Here is a 14548-nt window from a genome sequence, read left to right on the forward strand (position 1 = left end):
TCCTTAATCGATAATTTTCCATGCATAATCCATACTGGTCTGTTCCTCGGGCTGATTGTCTTCCGTGTAATCATCACTGGCCATAAAGTCATCTTCTTTTGGGAGGGATGACTGCGGCTCTTTGCTGAACCGTAAAAAGGAACCGTCCCAAACCCCAGCATCAGCCAGCGATTTCTTTTTCTCCAAACGGAACCAGTTTTTTTGATTAAAGGAATATTCAAGGTCATAGGGCTCTTCTCCCCATCCCATCGCATGCCCTGCCCATTCGTGAAGCGCTTCGGCAATTTTTTTGCTTTCGAGATGGTTGGGCAGGCGCAAATCTTTTTCACTGTCATTATGTATAAAGGAAACAATAATCTCTTCCATTGATTCTCTTCCTTTCTACCAGGCGATGTCTAAAAAAGACAAGTCATCGCTTAGCGGAGATTGGAGCGATTTTTTCACAAGGATCTGCAGCTGATCCGTTGATGGCAGCTGCTTCAAGCCGTCAATCGCTGAAAACCCATCAGAATAAACCGCGATCCGGCGTACTTCGCCGAACGATTGCCCCGTTACGGTATGAATGTCTCCGCCGATAAGCCCGTCCTTTGTTGACCATCGTTTTTTTGTTTCGGGTTGCATTTTGCCATCAGACGTTACTTCCCCTGAGGTGTTCCAGACTCTTAATCGTATATCTCCTGAAGACGCAAGAAACATGCCGGCTTGGCTGGTCATCTCATCTGCCATGTCGATCCGGCCGCAGATGAACATCGTTTCGCTGCCTTTTGTCCGTTTTTCCTCGAGCACTTCTCTTAAAATAGGCGGCATGGAATTCGGCAGGCGATGTTTTCTGATCGTCTCTGTCCCTTCCAATGTCAGCTCTGTCAGATATGAGGCGAGTTTCTCTTTAGCGCCGGCTTCATCCCTATACTCATTAGCTGGAAACTCCCCTAGCCACTGAATAAGCTTTTCAGATAAAAAGCGAGCGGCAAGATCCCCGCAAAAGGACAGACTAACCCCATCGCAGACTGCAAAAACGAGGCTTCGATCTTTCACTTCAAACGCTAAAAAATCCTGGCCCGAATCATCAGCTTCCTGTGTCTCACTGGACCTTGCATAACCGTAACGGATAGAAAAAGGATCCCGGTAAACAGACGATACCGGAGTTTCTTTCTTTTGATCACTATAATACGTATACATGGATTCACCTCAGGGTTTATGGAAATTTTAAATGTATATTAACGGACCGGTGTGGCGGCAGACATCTGAAATCCGAGAGAAACGAGGTCAGCATTCGTGCCCGGCAGCAACATCAGCGCTCCGGGTTCAATTTTATAGCCAGTTTCAATCATCATTTCCCGATAGCTCTCCGGCAATGGACTGGAAAGGCGTTTCAGCTTGTTGCCATAGTCTTCATCGAGTACCGTTTCATACATGATGCCCGGCCACTTTTTGGAGTTCTCAATGGGCTTGGATAAAATTTCGTCGGAGATAAAAATATTCTCGACGAGCACTTTTCCGTCTGGCACGGATAGGTTCATGATTCTTTGGACGATCGGCTCAGGATCTTTCCCCGTATAAGCTCCGTCAGTCATGTGGCATATTAATGGAGCAGGACAGTACTGCATCTTTTCCAATTCCTGCAGGAGAATTTTTTCTGCAGCAGCAAAAGCCTTGGCTGTGTTGGTCAGCCGCTGGGTTTGGATATTATCAAGCGGCTTCATTCTGGCAAGCTCATCAATGCCTTTTATTCCGCCCAATACATCAAAAACATTGTCACTGTAGGCTAAAATTGAAACCTTATAGCGCGGGCTAAGCCTGCTGCCTTTAGTTGAACGGAACACCATCTGCCGGATCGCGGAGTTCAGTGCGCTCGTTACCACATCGATCCTTCTTTTTTCCTGTCCGTTCCCGGCGTCCATCATCTGGTTCATGGACGCGCTGATATCGAGCAGGTACATGATGTACGCTGGTGTTTGCTGTGTTGCTTGAAGACGATAATCCATGTTTTATTCGACCCCTATAGTTTAATAGTTTCAATTAATTACCCTTATTGTAAGGAAAAATTATGGAAAAGTGTAGATAAGTTCGTGATTCTGTCATACTACGAGACTATTTCCCTATTTTTTACGTTTTTATACTATATATCCCAGATGATTTTTGAACAAGGGTCTTCAGTTCTGTTTAATCGAGCATTTACTTGCAGATTTGCCGCTTTTACTTGCGGTTCGACACGCTTTACTTGCGAAAACGAATCAGTTACTTGCGATTCGACACGATTTACTTGCAGAAACAGGATCTTTACTTGCAAAACACATCATTTTCACAAAAAAAAACGCCCAGACAGGTTCACTGTCTGAGCGCTTCATTAATAGATCCTACTCCACCAAGAAAGCAAAGTAACAGATAAAGATCAAGAACAATACATACATGATCGGATGAATTTCTTTTCTTCTTCCTTTAACAAGCATCGTTACAGGATACATAACGAATCCTAGCGCGATCCCTGTGGCAATGCTGTACGTAAGCGGCATTGCGATAATCGTTAAGAATGCCGGAACCGCGATTTCAAGCTTGCTCCATTCAATCTTGCCAAGAACCCCAACCATGAGGACACCGACAACGATCAATGCCGGAGCGGTTACTGCAGGTGTTACAACCACCAATAACGGTGAGAAGAATAATGCCAGCAATAAGAACAAACCTGTAACAACCGATGTAAATCCTGTACGTCCGCCAGCAGCAACACCGGATGCTGACTCGATATAAGCGGTTGTTGAAGATGTACCCAGAGTCGCACCGACAACGATTGCAGAGGAATCAGCCAGCAGCGCGCGTCCTGCACGTGGAAGCTTGTTGTCTTTCATAATTCCAGCCTGGCTTGCAACCGCCATGATCGTACCGGCTGTATCAAAGAAATCAACGAAGAAGAACGTTAATACAACTACAATTAAATGCGGTGTAAATATTTTATCGAAATTAGTGAAAGCTTCGCCGAATGTCGGAGCAAGGCTTGGCACCTTACCAACGATTTGATGAGGGGCATCGATCAATCCAAAGATCATACCGACAACAGCGGTAATGACCATACCATAGAAGATTCCGCCTTTTACTCCGCGGACGACCATAAGAATGGTTACAATAAATCCGAAGATGGCAAGCAATGTATCAGGCTTCGCCAAGTGGCCCAATCCTACGAATGTTGCTTCATTGGCAACAACGATTCCTGCACTTTTTAATCCGATAAAGGCAATGAACAAACCGATTCCGCAGGCTGTTGCGTATTTCAGTTCTACCGGAATCGCGTTAATGATGGTTTCACGAATTTTAAAAACAGTAATCGCAATAAAGATAAGTCCAGATAACAAAACACCAGAAAGCGCCGTCTGCCAAGGAATTCCCATGCCAAGCACGACCGAGAATGTAAAGAACGCATTCAATCCCATCCCAGGTGCAAGAGCGATCGGGTATTTGGCTACAAGGCCCATAAACAGTGTACCGTAAGCCGCAGAGAGGGCTGTTGCCGTAAAGACAGCTCCTTTATCCATCCCGGTCTGGCCAAGGATTGAAGGGTTAACGAAAAGGATGTAAGCCATGGCCAGGAACGTGGTCAGTCCGGCAATAAATTCTTTTCGGTAGGTTGTACCGTGTTCATCAAAGCTAAAGTAGTTCTTCATCATAATCCCCCTGATTATCTAGTATGGAAAAACAAAAAAAGCTCAAGGTCTCTCTACCTTGAGCTAACATACAAAGGGAATAGAAATCACATGACGGAATCAGTGTATTAACCTGAATTCATATGATATTCCATGTACCTTCGTAGTCAGGCCATTTACGGCAGCCTGGTAGAAACTTTCGGGCCATATCCCCGAATTTATACAAAAGACGATTGTCTCAGCGCTAAAAGCAATACTACTTTTAAAATCTGTGACTTTTATACTGTTTACATGGAAATTATACAAATTACTACAGATTTCGTCAATCTATTTCCGAATATTTTTATTGGAAATTTATAAAACGTTCGTTTATTACTCCCATTCAATCGTTGCAGGCGGCTTGGACGTAATGTCATACACTACACGATTGATATGGTTGACTTCGTTTACGATGCGCGTAGATATTTTCTCCAGCACTTCATACGGAATGCGCGCCCAGTCGGATGTCATTCCGTCGATGGATGTAACAGCACGGATACCGATTGTGTAATCGTACGTTCTCATGTCTCCCATTACCCCTACACTGCGGATATCAGGAAGAACCGTGAAGTATTGCCATACATCCCGCTCAAGTCCTGCTTTACTGATTTCGTCACGCAGGATGAAGTCAGATTCACGGACAATCTCAAGCTTCTCGTCAGTAATCTCGCCAAGTACACGGATTCCTAGTCCAGGACCCGGGAACGGCTGACGCCAAACAATCGCATCAGGAATACCAAGCTCTGTACCAACCTTACGAACCTCATCTTTAAAGAGTGTGTTCAAAGGCTCAATCAAGGTAAACTTCATGTCTTCAGGAAGTCCGCCTACATTATGATGGGACTTGATCGTTTGAGCTGTAGCTGTTCCGCTTTCTACGATGTCCGTGTAAAGCGTACCTTGTGCAAGGTAATCCACGCCTTCAAGCTTGCTCGCCTCTTCGTCAAACACGTAGATGAATTCGTTGCCGATAATTTTACGTTTCATTTCAGGGTCAGAAACTCCCTTAAGCTTGCCAAGGAAACGGTCTTTCGCGTCCACTTTAATCACGTTCATGTGGAACCCTTCACTGAAGGTTTTCATAACACTGTCCGCTTCACCTTTGCGAAGAAGCCCGTGGTCTACAAAAATACAAGTCAGCTGGTCGCCGATCGCTTTATGGATCAATACCGCAACAACGGAAGAATCGACGCCGCCGGATAGAGCACAAAGCACTCTTTTATCTCCGACTTGCTGGCGGATTTTCTCCAGTTCGTCCTCGATCCAGTTTTCCATCGTCCAGCTGCCTTCACATTCACAGATGGCAAAAATAAAATTCTTTAGCATCTCATTTCCATATTCACTGTGGCGGACCTCAGGATGGAACTGAACGCCGTACAAGTGGCGGGAGATGTCGCTCATTCCCGCTACCGGACAGGAAATGCTCGTCACGTCGGTTACAAATCCTTGTGGAGGAGCAACAACAAGGTCACTATGGCTCATCCATGTCACCTGATGTTTTGGAAGATCTTGATACAGCTTGCTTTCATTTGCAATCGTAATTTCTGCTTTCCCGTATTCACGGTGGTTGGCGCGCTCTACTTTTCCACCGAAGTGATGAGTCATGAGCTGCATACCGTAGCAGATTCCCAGTACAGGGATGCCAAGGTCAAAAATCGCTTCATCCGCTGAAGGCGAATCCGGTGCGTATACACTGTTCGGTCCTCCAGAGAAGATGATTCCTTTTGGATTCAACTTCTTGATTTCTTCTGCAGTCGTTGTGTGCGGAAGCAGTTCACTGTATACCCCAAGATCACGAATACGCCTTGCGATCAGCTGGTTGTATTGGCCCCCAAAGTCTAGAACGACGATCATTTCACTGGCTAAATTCATTCTGTCACCCCATCTATTGATCTTTCCGTAGTATTTGCCAAATTTACCCTAACATATCCTTTTCATTAACAAAAAACCGGAATCCCAGCTCTGTTTTTTCAGCAAAAAAAACAAAGGCAGAATTCCGGTTGTGCATAAAGAACCCTGCCTTCATAGTCAGGCCATTTACGGCGGCCCGGTAGAGACTCTCGATCCTTATTATCGAGGATATACGAAGGAGAATAATATTGACGGCATTGTATCTTAAGCACATTCTAACAATGGCTTGTCAGACGGTCAACCCCGCAGCTTTTTAATTAAATTTTCCCACAATTTCTTGTTGGTATCTGTCCATTGATCAGCAGTCTGCCTATTGCCGTATTGCAGAGATTCATAAGCAGAAGTCAGCATCCTCATATCCCGAGTATCAAGCGAACGGTCAACATAGACCGCATATTCCCTGAGTGTATAGGAAGGATCCTTTTTCAACCCGTAAAGCTCGGCCAGCCATAGCAGCCGGTCATACGCATCTGCAAATGTTCCTGTCCCTTTTCGCCTGCGGAATCTCCAGATATAATACTGACGGAGCCATTTTTTCCGGAATACAAGAGCAAGGAGTGCTGCTGCAAAGATAAGCGGAATCGCGTACAGCAAGGATTTGCCCAGGATGGCTAAACTTCCATCTCCATTTTGTCCCTTGCTCGCCGATTGGCCCTTCTCGTCAGGCTGCACTTCCTGTTTGTTTTTCTTCTTTACAGGAGAAACAACTGACGCCGCCGCGCTCTTCACTTCCTCTTCAATCTGGCTTGGGTTGGAAAACCCTCTTGTTGGTTCAAAAGGCACCCAGCCGACTCCTGAAAAATAAACCTCCGGCCAGGAGTGGGCATTGGCATTCGTAACTTTATACGTCTTATTCATGTTTTTCGTTTCCTGATACTCTCCGTATGTAAAGCCCTTCACCCAGCGGGCAGGAATGCCGACTGACCGAAGCAGCACGATCATGGATGTCGAAAAGTTATCGCAGTACCCCTTCTTCGCATCAAACAAAAACTTATCCACGTAATCTTCGTTTTTCTTTGGTGCTCTCACATCGACGGTATCGTATCCAAAGTTATTCAGCGAAAAGAAATTCTCTACAGCCTTGGCTTTATCATACGGATTTTCAGCATTCTTTACGATAGATGCCGCCAGTTTTTTGACTCGTAAAGGGAGCTCTTTTGGAAGCTGCAGATAGTATTCGGTCACATACTGCGGATAGGACTGGCTGCTTTCCCGCAATTTTTTCTCATCGTATTGCGGAAGCTCATATTCCATTTGGTATTTCTTTAGTCTCGTTGGATCGCCCCCGCTCGTCGTATTAATCTTTCCGGTCAGCGGATCAAGCATAAAATCAACATTTTTTTTGGCTTGAATGGAAGTAATGACGCCTGGTGAAAGGATGAACGGATAGGTTTTCGCCATTTTGATGGTGGCTTTCTCTTTCATCATCTGAGCTCCCCCCGGTTCAATGAGACTGGAGATTGGAGCAGTATACTCCACCGATTGCGGGTTTAGCGTATGAAATTCCGGGGAGAAAGAGTTTTCCCACCCTTTTCCCGTATAGGCGTCCTTCGTTTCGACCCGCCAGTAATGCTTTTCTTTTACGGTCGCGGTAAAAACCTCTTTGTAATCAAATTCGAACGGCCCTCCAAGATGGCTGTCATTCGTGCCATAGCCGATTCGGGCAAACTTGCTGTTGATGCCGGAACCATCTTCACCTTTATCCGACATGGACGTGATAAAAGGTACCGGGTCAGGCCATTGCGGAGATGCTTTAGGCGCAAGCAAGCCGAGCGTGGAAGACAGGGCGATGACCACGGTGAGCGGCACCATCCACATGATGGGAAACCGTCCTTTCATGAGCGAAAATCCTTCGGTCTCCACGATTTTCATTATTCTTAAGATGCCGACAAGAACCAGCCCGATAAACACAGTGCGCACGATCGCCATCTTCGCATCATACGGCGTAAACGTATCAAGGACCGTGATATATAGAACGGTTATAAATAAGAACAAAAAAATTCGTTTAGCCTGAATGAGCCAGTAATGCATGAGATAGCTCACGAGCCAGAGCAGGACAAAGAACAAAAGAGATCTGCTCAGCGAAGACATTTCCGTCCATTCCTGATTCCAGATGAACATCAGATTACTTTCCAGGTCGCCGATCAGGTGAGGAACCCATTGGAATGATAGAAAAACATCGGGATAATACAGGGCATGCACAGCATACAGCAGGGCGATTAACTTGATCGGGAATGAGAGCCACGCCGGCAGTTTGAAGTACGTAATAATAAACAAAAACGCAGTAAACACAACAAAAACCTGCGTATCCTCAGTGGACGTAATCTGGGTCAGCGGCCTGAGCCACTCCCACAGGAGCATAAACCCGAGAGCATAAAGAACAAGAGAGTAAATTGGGGACGGCCGGTTATATTTAAATGCTTGCACGGTTTGCACCTGCCTTTAATGCGTCACTGAACCTCGGCCCGTAAATGGAAACCGCAGGAATTAAACTATTGTTTAAACGATGGATGGACGTGAGTTCTTGAGGGTGGAGCCTGTCATTGGCCGACATATAAAAATACACTGCGTTAGCCTGCCGGGCTGTAACCATTTCCAGTGTCCTGATCATTACATCATCCAGCAGCGGCGAGATGATGACAACAGTTCTTCCCTCCAGCCTGCCATCGATAAATTCCTGTTTCAGCCATTCATAAAAAGGCTTTTTTATATCCGGCTGAACGCTCGCAAGTTCATGAAAGATCCGCCATTCGTGGCCGGTTCCGCTGTTCATCAACAGCTGCCCTTTATTCCGGGAACTGTATAGACCTATTGAGGCCCCTTTTTGCACGGAGTAATGCGTGATGGAGGCCGCAAAGGAAACGGCCTTTTCAAAAAGCCAGTCTTGATTGCCGTAGCTTTCTGCTGATTGATCCAGTACGATGACATAATCGTCATTCCGCTGATGTTCAAACACTTTTGTCAGCAGTTTGTTGGAACGCGCACTTGCCTTCCAATGCAGCCAGGATAGCTTATCGCCGGGTGCATAATCCCTCACACTTACCGTCGACGTATAGTCAGTCAGCGATTTTCTTCCGGCCCGCTGAATCCCGCTCTGAAGATGCTTGTCCATCTCCCAGCGCTCGATCTCCTGATACCTTGGATAGATGAAGACCTTATCAGACAGGTTTATTTTTATCTCTTTTTGCACGAAACCGAACACATCTCCTGTTTTCAGCGCGATGCTGTTCAGCTCATAAACGCCGCGCGGCACAGGCTTGATGCGGTACGTGTAGACAAGATTCTTTTTAAACAATGGAAAAAACAACACCCGGGAATGAATCTGATCCTCTTCCCCGCCGTGCAGCGCTTCTTTATATAAGGGAGCGGGAATCTCATCATGGATGACAAGATAAAAGAGAGGAAAAGGTGTTTTTCGTTTAAGGCGGATGGTCACGGTCAGTTCCTCACCGGCCATGAGTAGATCCTTGCTCAGTTCCCTCGTCATCTGTATTCTATGAAGCGGATAAAAGACCATCGTCACCGTATAGACGGTAAAAGGAAAAACGCTGTAAAACAAAAACCAGCTCACAAACCCACCCTGAAACATGGCGTACGAAAAGGTCAGGCCAAGTAGGAGTACGATGCCCGCAAGGCCAAGCGGGGTTTTATATTTGCTGTTCAGCTTCCACTTTAGCCGTTTCATCTGGCATGCTGCCCTTTCTGGATTGGAACAGGCACACGGTTCAGAAGATCACGGATGACGGTATCCGGCGTCTCTCCTTCAAATCTGGCTTCAGGTTTTAAAAGGATGCGGTGGGTAAGGACGTATGGCGCGAGATATTTTACATCGTCCGGCACTACAAAATTCCTGTCCATCATAAAAGCGTGTGCCTGGGCGGCCTTCATAAGCGCCAGCGATCCCCTCGGACTGGCTCCAAGATAGATGGAACGGTGATTGCGTGTGCGGTTTACAAGGTCAATGATGTATTTTTTTACCGTTTCATCGACATACACGGCTTTCACTTGCTCTTTCATTCCGTTCAGTTCCTCTGCGGTAACGACAGGCTTCAGGTTATCAATCGGATGGTCTTGCACGATCAAGCTTAAGATCGATAATTCTTCATCAGGCGTCGGATAGCCCATATTTAATTTCAGGAGAAAACGGTCAAGCTGAGCTTCAGGCAGCGGATAGGTTCCTTCGTATTCAATCGGATTTTGTGTGGCCATGACAAAGAAGGGATTCGGCAGGATGTGGGTGTGGCCGTCAACGGTGATACTTTTCTCTTCCATGGATTCCAAGAGGGCTGATTGTGTTTTCGGGGAGGTTCGGTTGATTTCATCGGCGAGTATAACATTTCCCATAAGCGGTCCAGCTCGAAATTCAAAGTTCATTTCCTTCTGATTAAAAATGGAAACCCCGGTTATGTCAGAAGGCAAAAGATCGGGAGTAAACTGAATCCGGTTGAACTGAAGTCCCAGCGACTTGGCGATGGCACGCACCATCATGGTCTTCCCGACTCCCGGAACGTCTTCAAGCAAAACATGCCCTCCGGCAAGGAGAGCCACAATGCTTAACTCTGAAACCTGCTTCTTTCCTACCATGACATGTTCTATATTTTTAATAACAGCTTCCAGTTCCGATCGGTAGCTGTCAAACTTAACTTTGTTTATACTCATGCGGTCATCCCCCTTTATAATAGGCGATACGCGGCAACATCTAAGAAAGATATTCCCCCGAATTATGCCTGATAACCCTAATCCCCCAAAAGCAGTCTAGGTTCTATTTCCTATTTTATTTACATTCGCAATCAGCGGCCTTAACTCCTTGTTTTCGACAAAAAATTAAAAAGCCGCCTAGATACGGCGGCCTCGCTTACTTCTATACTCACTACTTGTTGCCGGATGATTCTATGAAATACTTAACCCCCGCTACGGTTCCGATGCCGAGCAGCGCGTATTTCAGTCCCACTAACGTGCTATGCGGAGTGGCTCCTCCTGCTTCCCAGAACGAATACAGCACTCCAAGCACAATGGCCACAATTGGAATATACCGGTTCGAAACCTTCGACGTTTGGCGGATTGCATACAGAACGACAGCAAGCCCCACATATGGCGCAAAGTTATTGATCAAGTCCATCCTTCACCCTCCTTTGATTGAGAAGATTTTATTATATTAATTTATTGCATTTTTCTTTTGAGAAGAACGAAAAAATTCAAATCCAGTAAGGAAAGAATACCATTTAAAAAGCCTACCTCCGAAGAGATAGACTTAACTTCCATTCAGATTTTAGAGCATTAGCTGTGACGACGCTTTTTCTTCTTTACTTTTTTGCATTTAAATACAAACTTTGATGATGAACTTGATGATGAACGTTTGCATTTTTGTTTACTTGATCGGTGAGATGAACGTTTACAGTGCTTGCCAAAAGATGACATGTGAGTCACCTCCTATTAAACGATCTGAGAGAAAGAGTAAATCTCTTAATCTCTCAATATACTATGTAAAAATATGGAGAATCGTGAAAGATTAACCGTAAAATGTGCGTTAATCTTGAATGGCTGTTTTAAACCTGCAAATAGCTTATGGGAGACAACTTGTCTAACTTTTTGCAAATGAGCTTGAATTCTATTAAAAAAAGACAGCCTAAATATAAGCTGTCTTACCTTACATCTATTCTAATCCTGGTGCAGGACCGAGTTTTTTTACCCACTTATTATGATTCATTTTTCCCCAGCAAGGATCACATTCTACCCTCTTCTTGCAGCATTTAGAGGATGAGGATTCTTTTTTACTCTTATGTTGAGAAGAACTTTTTTTACTCTTTTGATGTGAAGAACTTGAAGATTCTTTTTTGCTCTTATGATGTGAAGAACTTGAGGGATCTTTACTCTCATGATGAGAAGAGCTTGATGATTCTTTCTTGCACTCATGATGAGAAGAGCTCGATGATTCTTTTATGCACTGAGAGGAGCTTGAGGACTCTTTCTTGCACTCATGATGAGAGGAGCTTGAGGATTCACTCATAAACTCATGATGAAAAGAGCTTGAGGACTCTTTTTCGCAGCATGAAGAAGCTTTTTTTAGTATTAATTTTTTACACTTCAAGTGGACAAAGGAACGGGATTTTTTTTTGCATTCATGTGAAGATGTTGAAGACTCCTCACAATTCTTAAAAAACATAAACATAAAACTCCTTAAAGTTAATTTTTTTATTATATATTCTATTTTATGCTTGTATAAAGACATTGCTTGGACTTATTAAATAAAGAACTAAAACATGCTCTTTTCCAACCTTAAGATTAAGCAATATTTTATTTAAGGTCCGGTGATTTGCAACATCTTCCGATTCCTGTTATGATAGATATAGAATTATTTTTGTTCGGTGTAAACGATTGTTAATCATCACTTTGGGCAGGGATAGTAATATATTGTGTGGTAACGCACTAGGAGGCAACAAATATGGAACATGGTACAGTTAAATGGTTTAATGCAGAAAAAGGTTTTGGATTTATCGAACGTGAAAATGGTGATGATGTATTCGTACATTTCTCTGCCATTCAATCTGATGGCTTCAAGTCTTTAGATGAAGGTCAAAAAGTAACATTTGACGTTGAGCAAGGTGCTCGTGGAGCTCAAGCTGCTAACGTTCAAAAAGCATAAACTTAAATTAGCATATACAAACAGGCTCTATATATAGAGCCTGTTTTTTATTGTTTATATTTATTATTCCATAAAAAACCCCACTCAACATTCGAGCAGGGTCGTGGTACAAGGTATTTGGAAAATGGTTTATCGCTACACAGGTTAATTAACAGTATAACATACTGTTTGAAAATATCAGAATGTATTTGTTGTTTCTTGTTTATAGCGGACCAGCCAGAAGTGAAACAGTTAAGTTCAATTTACTTTTCTGCTTATAAATCTCTTTCTCCAATCAGCATGTGGCGAACGTGCAGATTCGTCCCTTTTCCGACATAGAATTGTTCAGCGCAAACCCATTACAACTCTTTATCGCGGTAACCAGGCAGCAGCAGGTAAAATTGTTTGGCAAGGAGAGCGGCGTATACGGCATGTCGTTTCGAAGCCAGCCTGTCAAGGAAGCCTGAGAAACGCAGATGAACAAGACTACTCCCCCTTTGTATGAAGGATAAGGTTCCGCTTCAGCATCAGTTAGGTCCTTCCATCATCGGAAATCCTGACACAGTTAAGGAGAAGCTGCAGAAATTTTTAGACATGAGCCAAGCCGATGAATCATGGCGATCGCTCAAGTTTATGATCATCAAAAAAGCCTTCGTTCCTATGAAATTTTGTCTGATATCACAAAATAACAGCCACAAAAACCAGGAATTCCTTAATTGGGACTCCGGGTTTTTCCATATGAGAAAAGCCCCCGGTCAGCTGAAAATAGCCGGCTCTATACAATATTAATTTACCCCGCTGCCAATACCGCGAGAATAATGAGAGCGATAAGAAGTAAAATCACATTACAAAAGCTTTCGGTAGCTTAGTATCGAAAAAAGAAAAATAATGATATAAGTTCCATATAGGTTGGCTTCTAATTTTGTCGATATCTACTTAGAATTTGTAGATATTTCTCGGGAAATTGTTGAAATTTGAAAAATGGTGAATCTGAATGGTGTTTGTTGATACATAAGTTTTTTACCTGTATCGTCTAGGGGCTTGTTCATATCGGGCAGCGCTATAAGCGCTCCGATGTTAGATTAACAAAGAACATCAATCGCCATCTTTTAAAAACCCATATCCATTCCGCTCTAAGATTTGGCCATACTTCCGAATAGTGGGTTTTGGTTCACCACTTCTTCTGTCCATTTCCTTGGGAGAGAATGCTCGTCTGTTCGTAACTTATATCGCCCTGGGATACGAAACAAAAAAAGAGCCGATCAACCTCTTTCTAAAGCAGTTCATTAAGGATGACTCTTATTTTAACTGAGGTTCTCAACCGCCTCAGTTGCATATCGCTTAAACAAATCTCCAATAAATTTCAATTGAGCCCTCGTTTTCTTGTCCCACCTTATTTTAGGAATATGGCGAAAAGCCTCTCCCATTTTCCTTTTGGTTTTTGTACAGCTTCTTCTAAACGTTTATTAAAATCATTTTGTGAACGCCATTCTTGTTTCTGTTCATCCCGCATGTTTTGTATTTCTTTTTGTAAGAATTCACTTTTTTGTTTTTCTTGTTGCAGCAATGTTTCGTAATGGAGATTTTGCTGTTCCGTTAATTTTTGAATTTTAGCGTTCGTTTTTTGTGCTGAATTTCCAATCGTAGAACTGATAATATGATGATCTTGCTGGAGCCGGGAAACGGTTGTTTTAAGCTGTGACATATCGTTTGTCAATTGGACATTCATTTCACGTGTGGCTGCGAGTTCATTAGCCAAAAAAATTAAGATCTCTTTCAATTGTTTGGAATCGCGGGGTAAATTGTCATATGTATCGGGTATCGCAATTTCTGTTTCATGTGTTTCATTGGATCCTTCTACTCTTTCTTTTTGTTGATACACAAGGTCTTTAGCTGTATCGTCCAGGGGCTTTTCCGTATCGCGTAACGCTATAAGCGCTTCGATGTCGGATTGAACAAAGATACGCCGATCGCCATCTTTTAAAAACTCATATCCATTTCGCTCTAAGATTTGGCCATACTTTCGAACAGTGGGTGTTGCAATCGCCACTTCTTCTGCCACTTCCTTGGAAGAGAAAGCTCGTTCATTTGGTTGTATATCATTTCGCATATCGGACCTCCTTTTCTCCTAATTATGGGGTTTTTTGATGGATTCGTATATCGCCCAGTGATACAAAACACACAAAAAAGAGCCTTTCCGCCCCTTTCTTGAGGAATTCTATTAAAGAGGACGCTTGTTTTTGATCGAGGTTCTCAATCGCCTCAACTTCCATTTTATCAAGCATGCATTTTGTTTAAATAAAACAGATCTTCAATGAATTTCACTTGGGTCTTTTGTTGG

11 protein-coding genes and 2 riboswitches are annotated in these 14548 nt (G+C 43.7%); of the genes, 1 reads left to right on the plus strand and 10 read right to left on the minus strand.

Translation table 11 applies throughout. The features are described from left to right. Window positions 1-3 precede the first annotated feature (3 nt). The 9 genes from OKX00_RS21855 to OKX00_RS21895 form a co-directional block, all read right to left on the minus strand. The gene (locus OKX00_RS21855; RefSeq protein ID WP_265408846.1) at window positions 4-366 is read right to left on the minus strand and encodes an EsaB/YukD family protein; all 363 of its coding nucleotides are present in this window, start codon (window positions 364-366) and stop codon (window positions 4-6) included. Between the two features lie 15 nt (window positions 367-381). Further along, on the minus strand, window positions 382-1179 hold the full coding sequence (locus OKX00_RS21860; RefSeq protein WP_265408847.1) for a PP2C family serine/threonine-protein phosphatase: 798 nt from the start codon (window positions 1177-1179) through the stop codon (window positions 382-384). 38 nt (window positions 1180-1217) lie between these two features. Continuing rightward, window positions 1218-1985 (minus strand): vWA domain-containing protein, encoded by a 768-nt coding sequence (locus OKX00_RS21865; RefSeq protein WP_265408848.1) that lies wholly within the window; start codon window positions 1983-1985, stop codon window positions 1218-1220. 372 nt (window positions 1986-2357) lie between these two features. After that, complete coding sequence (locus OKX00_RS21870) at window positions 2358-3656, minus strand: NCS2 family permease (protein ID WP_265408849.1); 1299 nt, start codon at window positions 3654-3656, stop codon at window positions 2358-2360. A 123-nt stretch (window positions 3657-3779) separates the two neighbouring features. Further along, window positions 3780-3881: riboswitch (purine riboswitch) on the minus strand. Window positions 3882-4007: 126 nt separating this feature from the next. Further along, on the minus strand, window positions 4008-5546 hold the full coding sequence (gene guaA / locus OKX00_RS21875) for a glutamine-hydrolyzing GMP synthase (protein ID WP_265408850.1): 1539 nt from the start codon (window positions 5544-5546) through the stop codon (window positions 4008-4010). A gap of 133 nt (window positions 5547-5679) precedes the next feature. Beyond that, a riboswitch (purine riboswitch) is annotated at window positions 5680-5781 on the minus strand. A gap of 41 nt (window positions 5782-5822) precedes the next feature. After that, window positions 5823-8012 carry a DUF4129 domain-containing transglutaminase family protein gene (locus tag OKX00_RS21880; protein WP_265408851.1) on the minus strand — a complete coding sequence of 730 codons (2190 nt, stop codon included), beginning with the start codon at window positions 8010-8012 and terminating at the stop codon, window positions 5823-5825. Then, window positions 7999-9270 (minus strand): DUF58 domain-containing protein, encoded by a 1272-nt coding sequence (locus tag OKX00_RS21885; RefSeq protein WP_265408852.1) that lies wholly within the window; start codon window positions 9268-9270, stop codon window positions 7999-8001. Before OKX00_RS21885 ends, OKX00_RS21880 begins: the two co-directional genes overlap by 14 nt. After that, the gene (locus OKX00_RS21890) at window positions 9267-10244 is read right to left on the minus strand and encodes an AAA family ATPase (protein ID WP_265408853.1); all 978 of its coding nucleotides are present in this window, start codon (window positions 10242-10244) and stop codon (window positions 9267-9269) included. The genes OKX00_RS21885 and OKX00_RS21890 overlap by 4 nt, the downstream gene beginning before the upstream one ends. 211 nt (window positions 10245-10455) lie before the next feature. Further along, entirely contained in the window at window positions 10456-10704 is a 249-nt protein-coding gene (locus OKX00_RS21895) for a phage holin family protein (RefSeq protein WP_062239894.1), read from the minus strand. 1323 nt (window positions 10705-12027) lie between these two features. Here OKX00_RS21895 and cspC point away from each other — a divergent pair. After that, complete coding sequence (gene cspC / locus OKX00_RS21900; protein ID WP_248251177.1) at window positions 12028-12228, plus strand: cold-shock protein; 201 nt, start codon at window positions 12028-12030, stop codon at window positions 12226-12228. Between the two features lie 1372 nt (window positions 12229-13600). Here the strand turns inward: cspC and OKX00_RS21905 are convergent. Next, entirely contained in the window at window positions 13601-14317 is a 717-nt protein-coding gene (locus tag OKX00_RS21905) for an SH3 domain-containing protein (RefSeq protein WP_265408854.1), read from the minus strand. Between the last annotated feature and the right edge of the window lie 231 nt (window positions 14318-14548).

It is taken from the genome of Fictibacillus sp. KU28468 (genome assembly GCF_026153615.1).
GTDB classification, from domain to species: Bacteria; Bacillota; Bacilli; order Bacillales; family Fictibacillaceae; genus Fictibacillus_C; species Fictibacillus_C marinisediminis.